Raw genomic sequence first — 14,054 nt, 5'->3', positions numbered from 1 at the left:
TCAGTGGCGGGCCGTCGGTCGGTTCAGCGGCGGGTGAGGTGGGCGCGGAGTTCGGTGAGCGGTTCGGCGGCGTCGGCCGCGTCGGCGGCGTGGAACATGGCGATCGCGGCGTCGAGGCGGGCCAGGGCGGCGGGGCGGCGGTCGAGCCGGTTGGCCTCCAGCACGGCGGCGACCCGGATCGACTCGGCCCGGCCGTGGTGGGCGCCGGGGCCGTGGGCGGCGAACGCGGCGATGGCGCGTTCCATCTCGGCGAGGGCCTCCTCGTCGCGGCGCAGGGTGCTCAGGGTGCGGGCGCGGGTGTCGTGCAGGGTGCCGTCGGGGCAGCCGCTGCCGAAGTCCTGCTGTTCGCGTTCGGCGGTGCGGGCCACCTCGGCGGCCTCGTCGAGCCGGGCCAGGGCCTGGTCGGCGGCCTCGGGACGGTCGGGGCCGTACCGCTCGGCGGTGTGGCGGGCCTGGCGCAGCAGCATGTCGAAGACCGCGTCGGGGTGCGGGGCGGTGCGGTGGCTGTCGAGGGCGCGCTGCCGGGCGAGGTCGGCGGCGGGCCACTGCTCGGCGGCGGCCAGAGCGGCGGCGGCCTCGGCGGCGACCATGGTGAGGATGTGCCGGTCCTCGAACCCGGCGACCTGGTCGGCGAGCAGCAGGTACTCCTCGGCGGCGGCCCGGGGTTCGTCGATCTCGCGCAGGCCGCGGGCCAGGTTGAGCCGGGTCTGGGCCTGTTCGCGGACGTCGAGCCCGGTGAACGCCGGTTCCAGCAGCACGGATTCGAGGACGGCGACGCCGTCGTCGGCGCGGCCGGAGCAGCACAGGACCTGGCCCAGCATGATGCGCGCGGAGACGGCCTCGGCGGCGTCGCCGTTGCGGTCGTAGCGGGCGGCGGACTCGGTGAACGCGCGGGCCGCCTCGGCGGGGCGGTCCAGGCCGAGGTAGGCGCGGCCGAGACCGTCGTGCACCCGGGCGACGCTGGAGGAGCGGTCGCCGTACCGGGCGGCGCTGTCGGCGGCCTTGCGCAGGAAGCGTTCGGCGGTCACCAGGTCGCCGGTGTACAGGGCGAGTTCGCCGCGCTGGCCGTGCACCTGGGTGAGCCGCCAGGGGGCGCCGGCCCGTTCGACCAGCTGCTCGGCCTCGGTGATCAGCCGGTCGGCCTCGGCGAAGGCGTCGCCCCCCTCCTGGTGGCGGCCGGCCAGGAAGCGGGCCCGGGCGCCGAGCAGGCGGGCGTTGGCCTGGCGGTGCGGGAAGCCGTGCCGGGCCGCCTCGGCGTACAGCAGGTCGAGGGTGGCCTCGGCCTCGGCGAGGGCGGCCGGGTCCGGTCCGGGTCCGTCCGGGCCGCCCGCCTGGGCGGCGGCCTCGAAGACCGCCCGCAGTTCGGTGTTGGCCTGGAGTTGCAGCACGGCGACCAGTTCGCGCCCGCCGAACGGGGCGTCGTCCTCGGCCAACTCGGCGATCTTTCCGCGCAGTTCGCGGATCACCGCGAGGTCGCCCGGGCGGTCGTCGGTGGGGCCGGCCAGCCGGGCCCGGCAGCCGAGGGCGCGGGCGGTCAGCCCGGCCTGCTCGAACAGTTCGGCGGCGCCGGCGTACAGGGCGGCGGCCTCCTCGTCGGAGGTGCGCTCCTCGAAGGCGCGTTCCAGGGCGAGTTCGGCCCGGAGCTGGGCGAGCGAGCCGAGGCCGGAGCGCTCGGCGTCCTCGGGGTGCCGGTGGTCGGGGGCCTCGATCAGGGTACCGATCCGGTTCCAGTGCAGGATCGCGTCGGGATGGTTGGTGACGCTCAACTCGCGTGCTTTGGCGACGAGTTCGGCCAGGTCGGCGGGCCCGTCCGGGTGGCGTCGGCGGCCGGGGCGGTGTCGGCCCGGTCGGCGGCGGTGGCCCGGTCGGCGGCGGCCGGGGCGGGTCGCGGGGCGGCGGGCGCGGGGCCGGTGGCGCGCAGGCCGAGCGGCATCGGCTCGGCGAACAGCGGGGTGCGGGCCAGCCGGGCGCGGCGGGCCGCGCCGACCGCGTCGGTGCCGTTGCGGGCGTCGTAGCGGGCGGCCAGCGCGTCGCCCTCGGTGCGCAGTTCGGCGTGCAGGGCGGCGGCGGTGCGGTGCGCGCCGGGCGGGCCGGCCACCGGGACGTCGCCGTGGCCGTCCTCGACCAGCCGGGACAGCAGGAGTTGGGCGCCGGTGAGGAAGTGCAGCCGGGAGAGCGGGTCGCCGTGCCGGTCGAACAGGTCGCGGTTCTCGGCCAGGATCTCCAGGCCGCGCGGCTCGTTGCGGGTGAGTGCGCAGAACTCCAGGTGCAGGCCGATCGGTTCGGCGGCGGCGGAGCGGCCGCGGGCCCAGCGGTAGCCGGTCAGGTGCGCGGAGCGGGCCTGGTCGAGGCGGCCGGTGCGCAGCAGCGGCAGCAGGGCGAGGGCCCGGCTGACGTGCGGCTCCTCGGAGCAGGAGCGCTCGCCGGAGAACACCGGCTGCCAGATCTCCAGGGCCCGCTCGTCCTCGCCGAGGGCGACGAAGTGCCCTGCCTGCTCGCGCAGTTCGCAGGCGTGGCAGTCGCTGTAGCGGGAGCGCCAGCGGCCGGCCCAGAGTTCGAAGGCGTCCTGGACGCCCTGGCCGGTGTGGGCGGCCAGCCGGTACTGCCGGGCGTAGTAGGGCTGGAGGTCGTGGCCCCGGGCGAGGTAGTGGGCGCGCAGTTCGCCGTGCCAGCGGCGGACCGCCTCCAGCGGGACGTCGGGGACGCTCAGCAGGGCGGCGGCGACCCACTTGTAGCGCCAGTCGGTGGCGTGGTTCTCCCAGTCGCCGAAGCTGTCGGGGTGCTCCTTGCGGAGCTGGGCGATCCGGGCGAACACCACGGGCAGTTTGCGCTGCTCGGCGTCGTACTCGTACGCCTCGGTGAGTTCCAGCAGGGCGAAGGCGAGCAGCTGCGGGTCGTCGAACTGCTCGGCGGCGTCGACGAGTTCCTCGGCGGTGACGGTGCGCGGCCGGCCGTGCGGCAGCTCGTCGTTGGCGCGCAGGGCGGCGCGGACGGCGTCGGTGGTGTCGAGCATCACGGCTCCTGGTGCGGCGTGGTCGGGCCGGGGTGGCCGGTGGCGGGACCGCCGGGGGCGGCGGGCCCGTCGGGGGCGGGCCCGGTGGGGGCGGGCTCGGTGGGGGCGTGGCCGAGCATGGCGTGGTCGAGCAGGGCCAGGAAGGAGCGGTTCAGCAGGGCGGACTCGCTCGCCTTGAGCGGGCGCCGGGTGAGCAGCAGGGCCTGGCCGTAGAGCGCTTCGACGGTGGTGGTGGCGAGTTCGCGGTGCCGGATCGCGGCGGCTCGGCGCACCAGCGGGTTGAGGTGGTTGAGGACGAGCTGGGCGCGGGGCGCGGAGCTGCCCAGCGAGCCGAGGATGTCGGCCCACAGCCCGTCGGCCTGGTCGGCGAGTTGGGTGCGGGTGCGCTCGTGCCGGGCCTCCCGGTCGTCGAGCAGCAGGGCGGGGGCGCTGCTGGGGTGGAAGGTGCGCAGCGCGACGTCGCAGTCGAACCGGCCGAGCACCTCGCGGGCGGTGGCGAGGAACGCGGCGGCGGCGAGTTCGGTGGCAGGGTCGACGTTGTCGAGGTGGGCGGTGACGGTGGCCGGGTCGAGGTCGGCGACGGTGGTGCCGGTGCGGATCTCGGGCAGCCGGTGCACCAGGTCCCGGTCGTAGGTGTAGCCGCCGTTGATGACGCCGAGGCCGGCCGCGCCGGCGATCGGGGCGACCTGGCGGAACTCCTCGACGGTGCGGGTGACCAGCACCACCGGGTGGGCGCGGGCGAACTCGTCCAGCGTGACGTTGCCGTCGGTGGTCTCGAACGGCAGCCAGGGCAGCAGCATCCGCAGCAGCTGGTCGTCGTGCCGGGCCAGCGACTTGACGGCCAGGTGGTGCACGGACAGGAAGCGGTGCAGCAGGCCGGGGTCGCTGGCGGACAGGTCGGTCAGCCAGTCGCGGATTCGCAGGCCGAGGGCGTCGCGGACGGCGGCCAGCGTCTCGTCGGCGTACAGCGCCTCGCGGGAGGCGGTGGGGCGCAGGCGTTCGGCGTCGACCACGCAGCGCACGAAGAACGCCCACTCGGGGAGCAGTTCGTCGGCCTGGTCGGAGAGCAGCATGCCCTTGAGGTGCACCCGGTGCCCGGCCCGGCGGGAGGGCGGGACGGCCTCGGGCAGCACGTAGGCGACGCCACTGAGGCCGACCAGCGGCAGGTCGAGGTCGATGGTGTCGAGCGGGGTGAAGTCGAAGGTGTCGCGGCAGTGCGCGGTGAGCGCCTCGCGCCGGGCGGCGGGGGTGTCGTGGCGGCGGGCCCAGGGCGCGGGGGTCTGGTTGATCTGCGTGGCGCGCCCGGCACCGTCGACCACGGTGACCCGGTGGCGCAGCAGGCTGCCGTAGTGGCGGGCGAGTTCGAGGACCCGGCGGGGTGCGGTCCACTCCTCGGCGTCGGCGCGCGGGGTGAGGGTGACGGTGGTGCCGGGCTGGGGGCGGGCGTCGGCGGGCAGGGTGGTGATGGTGTAGCGGCCGTCGGAGCGTCCGCGCCACTCGACCACCGGGGCGTCGGGGGTGCGGGCCGAACGGGTGGTGACGGTGATCTCGTCGGCGACCACGAAGCAGGCGAGCAGGCCGATGCCGAACTGTCCGATGAACTCGCTTCGAGCATCGGCGAGTTGACCGGCGTCCAGGTCGCCGTCGGCGGTCCGCTTGGAGCTGCGGCCGATGGTGGCGAGGAAGGTGTGCACGTCGGCCTCGGTGAGGCCGACGCCGGTGTCGGAGACCGAGAAGCCGTCGCCGGTGGTGACGGTGATCTCGGCGGGCGCGGCCGGGTCGAGGGCCTGCCGGGCGGTGATCGCGTCGACCGCGTTCTGCAGCAGTTCGCGCAGGTAGACGCGGGGGCTGGAGTACAGGTGGTGGGAGAGCAGGTCGACCAGGCCGCGCAGGTCCACCTGGAAGGTGTGCGCACTGGGGTCGTTCGGGGTCACCGGGCTGGTCCTTCGGCTGGTTCGGTCGGGACGTCGGGGGGTGCGGGCGGCGCGGTCCGCAGCGGTGGGGCGGTCCATGGTGGCGGGGCGGTCCGCGGTGGCGCGGCGGTGGGGCGGGTGGTCAGTACCCGGCGCACTGCCGGCGGGTACGCCGGTACACCTCCACCGGGTCGCCCCAGTACGCCCAGGGCAGTTCGGTGACCCGGTCGCCGAGTTCGCCGAGCAGCAGGTGGGCGGCGGCGGGCTGCCCGGAGAGCGCGAACGCCATCGCGAACTCGTTGTGCGCGACCGGCCAGTCCCGGCCGCGGACGTAGGCGGGGTGCCGGACGGAGCGGTCGGCGGCCTCGTGCAGCTGCTCGCGGACGTGCTCCTGGCCGATGTACGCGGCGTCCTCCTCGACCGGCAGCGACAGCCAGTGCTCGATGTGGGCGCGGGCGACCAGCTGGCCGAGCGGGCTGCCCTCGGGGCGGCGAGCATCGCCTCGCGGGCGAAGGCGTGCATCCGCTCGTGCGAGCCCTGCCACTTCTCGCACAGCTGCTGGAGGCGCTGGCGGTGCGAGGCGACGTGGCCGGGGCTGCGGCGCAGCGCGGCCTCGAAGCGGTGGCGGGCGGCGTTCCGCTCCAGGGAGGCGCCGCGACCGCTGATCTGCAGGAAGTACCAGGGGCCGAGCAGGTCGGGGTCGAGTTCGGCGGCCCGGAAGAGGTGCTCCTCGGCGATCTCCAGGCGCTCGTGGAAGAGCTTCCACTGCTCCTCGCCGACGTGCTGGGCGCGGGCGCCGGTGCGGGCCTCCCAGGCCCAGCTGACGTGCCGGGCGCCCTGGGCGAGCCGCAGCAGCGGGTCGTCGGGGGCGGCGTCCAGGGCCTCGGCGAGCGGCACCTCGGCGCCGGTGACGTCGGCCACGGCCTCGACCATCAGGGTCAGGTCGTCCTGGTCGGCGGCGGTGTCGAGGATGCTCCGGGCGCCCTCCCAGGAGCCGGCCCCGACGGCGGCGCGCAGCCCGGTCAGCTCGGCGTCGCCGAACGCCGGGTCGATGGCGGGGAGCCCCGGGGCCCCCGTGCCGGCCGACCGGTCGTCGCCGGTGTCCCGGCGGCCGAGCAGCCGTGCGAACAGTCCCATTCCCGGGTCCCCTCCGATGTGCGATGCGTTCCCGCGGGGCCGCGTGTGCGGCGGTCCCCGGACGGAGATTCCTATCACGTCCGTAGGACAGCTGTGCGAAGGGTTTTCCGGGGGGCGCCGAGCCGGACGCCGGGCCGGGCTCCGGCGGGTTCGCCCGGCGCGGTCCGGAGGGGAGGGTCTAACCGCGGCCGGAGATCCGGTCGGCGAGGGTGGCCAGCGGGGAGGTGGTGGCGCGTTCGCGGCGGTCGGCGTGGCGGTAGACGGCGTACAGGGCGTGGACGCCGAGCCAGCGCAGGGGTTCGGGTTCCCAGCGGCGGACGCGGTGGCCGACCCAGGGCAGGGCGGTGAGTGCGGTGGGGCCGCCGCGGCCGAGGTGGCGCAGGGTCAGGTCGCGCAGGGTGCGGCCGGCCAGGTTGGCGGTGGCGACGCCGCTGCCGACGTAGCCGCCGGCGGCGCCGAGTCCGGTGGCGGGGTCGAGGTCCACGGTGGCGCACCAGTCGCGCGGGACGCCGAGCACGCCGGACCAGGCGTGGTCGATCCGGGCGTCGGCGGCGGCGGGGAACATCCGGGCCAGGATCTCGCGGAGTTGGGCGACGGTGCCGGCGGGGGTGGCGCCGTCCTGGTCGATCCGGGAGCCGTAGCGGTAGGGGCGGCCCCGGCCGCCGAGGGCGATCCGGTCGTCGGCGGTGCGCTGGGCGTACATGTAGGCGTGCGCCTCGTCGCCGAGCACCTCGCGGTGCTGCCAGCCGATCGCCTCCCAGACGTCGGCGGGCAGCGGTTCGGTGACGATCATCGAGGAGTTCATCGGGAGCCAACTGCGCTTGTTGCCCGAGGTGTTGGCGGTGAAGCCCTCCGTGCAGCGGAGGATCGCGCGGGCCCGGACGGTGCCGTGCGGGGTGGTGGCGCGGCCGGGGGCGAGCGCGGTGGCGGGGGTGGACTCGTACACCCGGACACCGAGCCGGCGGACCGCGGCGGCCAGGCCGAGGACGAGCTTGGCGGGGTGCACCCGGGCTCCGTGGGGCGTCCAGGTCGCGCCCAACGCGCCCGGAACACGCAGGCGTTCGGCGGTGCGGTCGGCGTCCAGCAGCTGCACCCGGTCCGCGCCGAACGCCTGCTCGTGGGCGAACCTGGCCTTCAGGCGATCGAGTTGGGCGGGGGTGGTGGCGACCTCCAGGACGCCGCCGCGGTACGCGTCGCAGTCGATGCCCTCCGCATCGGCGGCCCGCAGGGTCTCGGAGACCGTGTCGTTCATGGCGAGTTGGAGCCGACGGGCGGCGTCCTCGCCGTGCAGCCGGGCGTACCGGCCGCGACCGGCGATGCCGTTGTACAGCCAGCCGCCGTTGCGGCCGGAGGCCCCGTAGCCGCAGAACTCGGCTTCCAGCAGGACGACTTCGAGGTCGGGGGCGGCCTGCTTGAGGTAGTAGGCGGTCCACAGCCCGGTGTAGCCGCCGCCGACCACGCAGACGTCGGCGGTGGTGTCGCCGTCCAGCGGGGCGCCGCGCTCGGGCAGACCGGTGGCCGCGTACCAGAAGGAGACGCCGCCGTTGACGGTGGTCATGGTGCCTGTCCTGGGTCCGGGGGGAAGGGAACGGGGGGCGAGACGGGGGTGGAGTGCGTGCTGGGACGCTAGCCGGGCGGTCCCGGGCCGGGCAACGGACACCCTGGCAGGCCGTCCCCGCCCGGCCTGACAGGGTGTCCGGGCCCACTCGGCGGTGCGCACGGCCCGCCCGCCGACGCGGGTGCGCGGCACCCGGGTCTCGGCGGTCTCCGCGACGGGCCCGGCGAACGGGGCGCGGTCCAGGACGACCGGGTCGGCGAGGCCCCCGGGGCGCAGCACGCCGACGCCGTGGAGGCGGTTGCGGTGCGCGGTGCCGACGGTGCAGGCGGCGAGCGCGGTGGCCAGGCGTTCACGGTCCGTCGCCCGGGCCTCGCGCTCGGCGCCGACCCCGGCGCGGCCTACCGCTACTTCCGCAGCACCGACGACCTGCTGCTCGCCGTCGCCGACGGACTCATCAGCCTCGGCCTGAGCGGCTGGCAGCCCACCGGCGACCGGCGCGCCGATCTGCGCGAGACGCCCGGGCAGCGTCGGTGCGGACGGTCCCGTTGCGCGGGAGATTTCCTGACGACAAGTGAAGTAATCGCCGGGATCGGCTCGGCCGACGCGGCGGGCGTCGCCCGCCGACCGGCGTGCGGTGGGCGGGCGGCGGGTTGGTATGTTCTCGGACCGTCACTGCTGCCACAGCTGTTCCATGGGGGAATCCACCAGCATGCGTACCCGTCGACTCGTCGCCTCCGCAGCCCTGCTGACCGTCGCGCTGGCCACCGCCGGCTGCGGCCCGGACGACTCCTCCGGCACCGGCTCGACCACTGCCGCCGCCCCGCCCGCCGCGTCCGGTAGCCCGTCGGCCACCGCGTCCGCCGACCCGGTCGGCGGCTCCTCCCCCGCCGCGTCCGGGGCCGCCTCGGCCGGCGCGTCCGGGGCCACGTCGGCTGCCGCGTCCGCCGACGGGCAGGGGGTGAGCTCCGCCGAGGAGGGGGCGTTCGAGAAGGCCAGCATGGACGTCAACGGCTGCGCCGCGTACTACAAGTCCCACCAGGTGCTGCTGGTCGAGTCGGCGAGTGCCGGGCAGCTCAAGGGCGTCAAGGTGAAGACCGAATGCGGCCCGTACGGGCTCCGGTTGGACACCGGCAGCAACCCGAGCGGTACCTTCAAGCTCGCCACCGGTGCCACGGTCGTCATGTTCGTCAGGCCCACGGCGGGCTCCTCCAACTCCAAGGGGTACCCGCGCTACGAGGTGCAGAAGGTCTCCTTCGCCGACTACGCGAAGAGCCACAAGCCGTGCTTCGACACCCCCGAGCCGGACAACCGGCCGGCCGGGCTCCAGTGCGGCGGCCTCTTCCTCTACACCACCGACGGCAGCGGCGCCGTCACCTCGATGCACGAGACCTGGGAGGTCAACGACTGATCCGCGCCGGAGGGGCGGACCAGGGGGCCGGAATCCGGAATCCGGAACCCGCAACTCGGATTCCTGGCAAGGGCTTTCGGGCCGGGAACGGTACCGGCGGCGGTAGGGTCGGGGGCATGACGTCGAACACCCGGGACACCTCGCGCATCCTGCTGCTCGACCACCAGGACCGCCTGCTGCTGCTCTGCGCCCGCGACCCGCGCCCGGCGGGCGGGCGGTGGTGGTTCACCGTCGGCGGCGGCGTGGACGAGGGCGAGGACGCCCTGGCCGCCGCCGTCCGGGAGCTGCGCGAGGAGACCGGGCTCGACCTGCCCGCCGAACGGCTCGGCCCGGTGGTCTGGACGCGCCGCTCCTCCTTCACCTTCGACGGCCGGTTCTCCCACCAGTGGGAGGAGTACCGCCTGGTGCGGCTCACCCCCGCCGAGACCGCCGCCGTCCGGGTCGACCCCGTCGAAGCCGCGTACGGCCACCACTGGTGGAGCATCGAGGAGTTGGCCGCCACCGACCTCACCATCCGCCCCCGCGACCTGGCCCCGCTGCTCACCGACCTGCTCCGGGACGGCCCCGGGCCGTCCCCGCTGCACCTCGGCGACGTCAACGACGACGAGGAGGAGCCGTAGGAGGAGGGGACGTGGGGCCGTTGCGGCGGAGGTCGGTGAGGGCCAACAGCAGGGCGGCGGTGGCGGGGAGGGCGACCATGGCGCGCAGCAGGGCGTTCTCGGGGTGGGTGTCGTGCCGCAGGTGCAGGGCGAGGTGGGCGGCGGCGAGGCCGGCGGCGCAGGTGAGGGCGAGCGGGCGGGCGGCCGGGCGGAGGCGGGGGTGGCGAGGGCGGCGAGAGCGACGGTCAGGGCCGCGGCGGCGGAGAGCGGGGGGTGCGCGAAGCCGAGGCCGTAGCGGATCGCCAGGGCGGGGAGCAGGAACAGGACGAGCGTCCGCTGCAGCAGCAGGTCGAGGGCGGCGGTGCCGGGGCCGGTGGTGGCGGGCCCGGGGCGGCGGTCGCGGGCGGTGGCGGCGAGGAGCGCCAGGGCGAGCGCGGTCTCGGGCCAACGGTCGGGCAGGTGGCGGAGGTTGTAGAGCAGCGCGGTGTCGTAGACCACCATCACCAGGGTGCCGACGGCCCACAGTTCGGCGGCGAAGCGCAGCAGGCCGAGGGTGTCCGAGCGCCGTTCGGGGCCGGGTGCGCGGCGGGCGGCACGGAGCAGCAGCGGGGCGGTGAGCAGCGCGGACAGCACCCGGATCACCACGTCCTGGACGGTCCACGGGTTGCGCAGCGCCCCTTCGACCACCCCGAACACCAGCGTGTACGAGGCGGCGGTCGCCCACACCAGGGCGGGCGAGCCCAGGACGGCCCGCAGCAGCGCGGGGCTGAGGCGGTGCAGCACCGTGGCGTAGGCGGACAGCACGAACGGCAGCTCCAGGAACGCCTGCACCCGCAGCACCGTCGGCGCGAACAGCCCGGGCGCCGGCAGGTGCGCGGCCAGCGCCCGGACCACCGGGTGCCCCGTCGGCTCGGCGAACCACCCGGGCGGCAGGTAGCGGGCGACGTACCCGGCGTCCCCGCCGTGCACCCGCAGCAGGTAGGCGGAGCAGAGCAGTTGGTTCAGGTAGATCAGCCCGGTCACCGCCGCCAGCAGCACCTCCGGCCGCCCGCCCCGCCTGCCCCGCCCGGGGCGGGCGGGGGTACCGTCGGCGGTCGGTGCGCGCAGGGCCCGGGGGCCGAGCAGCAGGGCGGCTCCGGTCGAACCGAGGACGGCGGCGTCGACCAGCAGCGCGGTGATCGTCATCCGGGAGATGCTACTGCGGGCTGCCGGACTGCCCGCCGGGTGCTCCGGGGCCGCGGCGGGCCCGCAATGGATTTGACGGGCGGCTTCCGCTGCCGGTAATCGTCGGGGTGGGCAGCGCCGGGCCGCCGTACGGTCCGGGCGCCGACCGCCTCAGGGGGAGGGCATCGTCATGCAGGCTTGGGGCTGGACGCTCCTGCTCGTGCTGGTCGCCGTGGGCGCGCTCGTGCTCCGGCAGCTGCGCCGCTACCCGGGCGGTTGGCGGTTCGCCTTCGGCGCCGAGTACGGCGCCGCGCGCAGTGACCTCGACCGGGCCCGCGGTGAGCTGTCGGGCCTGGAGCGGTCCGCGCGACAGGAGTTGTCCGGCGCGCAGGGCGCGGTCAAGGCCGCCGTCGCGGCCCACCAGCGGCGGGTGCGCGACGCCGAGGAGCAGGTGGCGTACCTGCGCGACCCCGGCCGCGGGGGCTACCGCGCCGAACTCGGCGACCTGCGCCTGTACGAGCACGTCCTGGTGGTCTCGACGGACGAGTACAGCGGGGACCTGCCGCTGCACGAGACGGCCGTCCGGTCGGAGCACACCCCCCGGGCCGGCCACCTCTACGTGATCGGTCCGGACGGGCGCCAGCACCTGGTGACCTACCCGGCGGCGCAGACCCCGGAGGAGCACGTCCGCCAGTTCGTCGTGGACGTCCACAACGCGATCGCCGAGGCCAAGTCGTTCCGGCGGGACCGGCCCGCCCGGCTCCGGGAGGCGCGGGCCGAGCTGCGCCGGGCCACGAACGACACCACCGAGCAGGAGGCGGCCCGGCGGCACCTGGAGGAGGTCACCGCCCGGCAGGGCGGCGACCTCCGCATCCCGGCGGCGCGGCAGGGCCGCGACGCCGCGTACGACCGCTGGCAGCAGCTCACCGGGCACCGCCCCCACTGACCGTGCGGCGGGGGAACCGTTGCCCCGGCCCTCCACCGGGCGTCGGCGCCCGGTGGGGGTCGCGGCCGTGACCGTCACGGCGCGTCACCGGGGTCGGGGGTGTCCGGGCGGCGGGCGGACGGTTGCCGGGGTGGTTTCGGGGTGCCGCTCCCCGTTCGGGGAATTCGGCGCTCCGACTCCCGGCGGGAAAAGTACGTTCGGGCACCAAGCGTGCTTGTTCGGTCGGGGTGGTTATCGTGCGGGCGCGCCCTTTCCGTGAATTCCGGCCGGGAGGCGGAAAGGCGGATCGATTCGCTGACGCACCGTCAGCCGCACTGTGCGGGCGGGTTCGTGGCCGCACCGGCCGGGCGGTCGCCGGTCCGTACCGGCCCGGTCGGAGCGATCACGGAACGTGGCCGGAAGGCGGGCACGGGGCGTTCACGGCGCGGTCACGGATTCTTCGGACCGCCCGCCCAACAACCATTGTGGGGCCGGATCGCGGGAGGTAGAGTCCGGGTTCGCCGAAGCACGGACGGGCACCTCTGGGCATTTTCTTGGAGCGCGCATGTCAAAGAACGGCGGCGTCAACAGACCGGGCTCCGATCTGCTCGACGCGTTCGAGGAAACCGCTCTCAGGTGGCCCGGACTAACCGCGATCGAGTCTCCCGCTTGTACGCTCAGCTACCACCAACTCGCTTTTCACGTCGGCCAGTTGGCGGACGCGCTGGGCGACCGGCCGGGCCCCGTGGCGGTCTCGGCCGGGCACGCCCCGGAGACCGTGGTCGCCCTGCTGGGCATCCTCGCGGCGGGTGGCGCGTACGTCCCGCTGGATGCGGCCTTCCCGGTGGAGCGGCAGCGCGCGATGGCGGCGGCGGCCGGCTGCACCGCGCTGGTGGGGTCGGCCGAACAGGCCGCGCTGCTCGGGCTGCCGCACGTCGGGGCGGGGCTCGCGGCGGCGGACGGCGCGACTGACGACGGTGCGGACGGCCGTGCGGACGGGACGGCTGACGGCGGTGCGGACGGCGGTGCGCCGTGGCGTCCGGCCGTCGCGGTCGGGCCGGAGGAGCCCGCGTACCTGCTGTTCACCTCCGGGTCGACGGGTCGGCCGAAGCCGGTGCTGACGCCGCGCCGGGCGATCTCGGCGGTGGTGGGTTCGCTGCGCGGGCTGTTCGGGGTGACGCCGCAGGACCGGGTGCTGCAGTTCGCCTCGCTGAACTGGGACACCTGCTTCGAGGAGATCCTGCCGACCCTGGTCTCCGGCGCCCGGCTGGTGTTCGAGCCGGAGGCGCACTCGGGGTCCTTCCCCCGGCTGCTGCGGGCGGTGGAGCGGCGCGGGATCACCGTGCTGGACCTGCCCACCGCGTTCTGGCACGAGCTGGTGCTGCACCTCGCCGAGGACGGCCCGGACGCCGAACTGCCCGCCTGCCTGCGGCTGGTGGTGATCGGCGGCGAGGCCGCCGACCCGGCCCGGCTGGCGGACTGGAGCCGGTTGGCGGACAGCGGCCGGATCAGGCTGCTGAACACCTACGGCTGCACCGAGACCACCCTGATCACCCACGCGGTGGACCTGCTCGGCCCCGACACCCCGGAGCCCGGCCGCCGGTGGGACCAGGCGGAGCGCGCGCCGATCGGCCGCACCCTGCCGCACGTCGAGGAACTGCTCACCGAAGAGGGCGAGTTGCTGATCGGCGGCCCCGCCCTGGCGGCCGGCTACCCCGGGCTGCCGGAGGTCACCGCGGAGCGGTTCACCGAGCGGGCCGGACGGCGCTGGTTCCGGACCGGCGACCGGGTCTCCCGGGCGGCGGACGGGGTGCTGACCCACCGGGGACGGATCGACCACGAGGTGAAGATCCGCGGCATCCGGGTCGACCCGGCCGAGGTGGAGGCCGCCCTGGGCACCCACCCCCGGGTGGGGCTGGCGGCCGTCACCGCGACCACCCTGGCCGGCCGCACCGCGCTGGTCGCCTACGTCGTCCCGCGCCCCGGAGCGGACCGGGCGGCGGCGCCGACCTCCGAGGAACTGCTGCGCCACCTACGGGAGTTGCTGCCCGCCCACCTCGTCCCGAGCCGACTCGCCGTCGTCCCCGAGCTGGCCCGCACCCCCGGCGGGAAGATCGACCGCGCGGGCTCGCACCTGCTGCACGGCGGCGCCGCCGCGACTGCCGCCACCGCCGCCACCGCCGCCGCCACCGCCGTTGGCTGAACCACCGCGCACCGCCGCACCGCGCACCGCGCACCACCCGTCCGGGCGCACCACCGACCGGACGCGGCACCACCGTTCAGGCACAGCACCGCGCACCACGCACCGCTGGCACCACCGGACCACGCGCACCCCGC

Annotated in this window: 9 protein-coding genes and 1 pseudogene; 5 read left to right on the top strand and 5 right to left on the bottom strand. The window is 75.9% G+C overall.

Features of this window, described 5'->3' with window-relative positions; genetic code table 11:
* Nucleotides 1-23 precede the first annotated feature (23 nt).
* From QMQ26_RS28390 to QMQ26_RS38415, 5 genes and pseudogenes are all read right to left on the bottom strand, one after another.
* Nucleotides 24-1,766, bottom strand: coding sequence for a tetratricopeptide repeat protein (locus QMQ26_RS28390; protein WP_282203194.1), 1,743 nt, complete (start codon nucleotides 1,764-1,766; stop codon nucleotides 24-26).
* On the bottom strand, nucleotides 1,763-3,013 hold the full coding sequence (locus tag QMQ26_RS28385; RefSeq protein WP_282203193.1) for a hypothetical protein: 1,251 nt from the start codon (nucleotides 3,011-3,013) through the stop codon (nucleotides 1,763-1,765). Before QMQ26_RS28385 ends, QMQ26_RS28390 begins: the two co-directional genes overlap by 4 nt.
* A complete protein-coding gene (locus QMQ26_RS28380; protein ID WP_282206634.1) occupies nucleotides 3,013-4,947 on the bottom strand; it encodes an HSP90 family protein in 1,935 nt (644 codons plus the stop codon). The genes QMQ26_RS28385 and QMQ26_RS28380 overlap by 1 nt, the downstream gene beginning before the upstream one ends.
* A gap of 1,294 nt (nucleotides 4,948-6,241) precedes the next feature.
* Nucleotides 6,242-7,621, bottom strand: coding sequence for an NAD(P)/FAD-dependent oxidoreductase (locus QMQ26_RS28375; protein WP_282203192.1), 1,380 nt, complete (start codon nucleotides 7,619-7,621; stop codon nucleotides 6,242-6,244).
* A gap of 219 nt (nucleotides 7,622-7,840) precedes the next feature.
* Nucleotides 7,841-7,966 (bottom strand): annotated as a pseudogene (locus QMQ26_RS38415) (hypothetical protein); the annotation flags it as partial.
* Between the two features lie 364 nt (nucleotides 7,967-8,330).
* Here QMQ26_RS38415 and QMQ26_RS28365 point away from each other — a divergent pair.
* The 5 genes from QMQ26_RS28365 to QMQ26_RS28345 all read left to right on the top strand — a co-directional run bounded on the left by QMQ26_RS28365 (nucleotide 8,331) and on the right by QMQ26_RS28345 (nucleotide 13,920).
* Complete coding sequence (locus QMQ26_RS28365; protein WP_282203191.1) at nucleotides 8,331-9,029, top strand: hypothetical protein; 699 nt, start codon at nucleotides 8,331-8,333, stop codon at nucleotides 9,027-9,029.
* 116 nt (nucleotides 9,030-9,145) lie between these two features.
* Nucleotides 9,146-9,649 (top strand): NUDIX hydrolase, encoded by a 504-nt coding sequence (locus QMQ26_RS28360; protein WP_282203190.1) that lies wholly within the window; start codon nucleotides 9,146-9,148, stop codon nucleotides 9,647-9,649.
* Between the two features lie 592 nt (nucleotides 9,650-10,241).
* Entirely contained in the window at nucleotides 10,242-10,421 is a 180-nt protein-coding gene (locus QMQ26_RS28355; RefSeq protein WP_282203189.1) for a hypothetical protein, read from the top strand.
* A 561-nt stretch (nucleotides 10,422-10,982) separates the two neighbouring features.
* Nucleotides 10,983-11,738 carry a hypothetical protein gene (locus tag QMQ26_RS28350; RefSeq protein WP_282203188.1) on the top strand — a complete coding sequence of 252 codons (756 nt, stop codon included), beginning with the start codon at nucleotides 10,983-10,985 and terminating at the stop codon, nucleotides 11,736-11,738.
* Between the two features lie 544 nt (nucleotides 11,739-12,282).
* Complete coding sequence (locus QMQ26_RS28345; protein WP_282203187.1) at nucleotides 12,283-13,920, top strand: AMP-binding protein; 1,638 nt, start codon at nucleotides 12,283-12,285, stop codon at nucleotides 13,918-13,920.
* Nucleotides 13,921-14,054 lie beyond the last annotated feature (134 nt).

It is taken from the genome of Kitasatospora fiedleri, assembly GCF_948472415.1.
GTDB lineage: Bacteria > Actinomycetota > Actinomycetes > Streptomycetales > Streptomycetaceae > Kitasatospora > Kitasatospora fiedleri.
Note: the sequence above shows the minus strand (reverse complement) of the source record. Positions and strands in the feature narration are given on the sequence as shown.

Excerpts from the sequence above, each read along its gene's own strand:
- QMQ26_RS28385 (WP_282203193.1), bottom strand. The coding sequence starts at position 3,013 with ATGCTCGACACCACCGACGCCGTCCGCGCCGCCCTGCGCGCCAACGAC.
- QMQ26_RS28375 (WP_282203192.1), bottom strand. The coding sequence starts at position 7,621 with ATGACCACCGTCAACGGCGGCGTCTCCTTCTGGTACGCGGCCACCGGT.
- QMQ26_RS28345 (WP_282203187.1), top strand. The coding sequence starts at position 12,283 with ATGTCAAAGAACGGCGGCGTCAACAGACCGGGCTCCGATCTGCTCGAC.
- QMQ26_RS28360 (WP_282203190.1), top strand. The coding sequence starts at position 9,146 with ATGACGTCGAACACCCGGGACACCTCGCGCATCCTGCTGCTCGACCAC.
- QMQ26_RS28365 (WP_282203191.1), top strand. The coding sequence starts at position 8,331 with ATGCGTACCCGTCGACTCGTCGCCTCCGCAGCCCTGCTGACCGTCGCG.
- QMQ26_RS28350 (WP_282203188.1), top strand. The coding sequence starts at position 10,983 with ATGCAGGCTTGGGGCTGGACGCTCCTGCTCGTGCTGGTCGCCGTGGGC.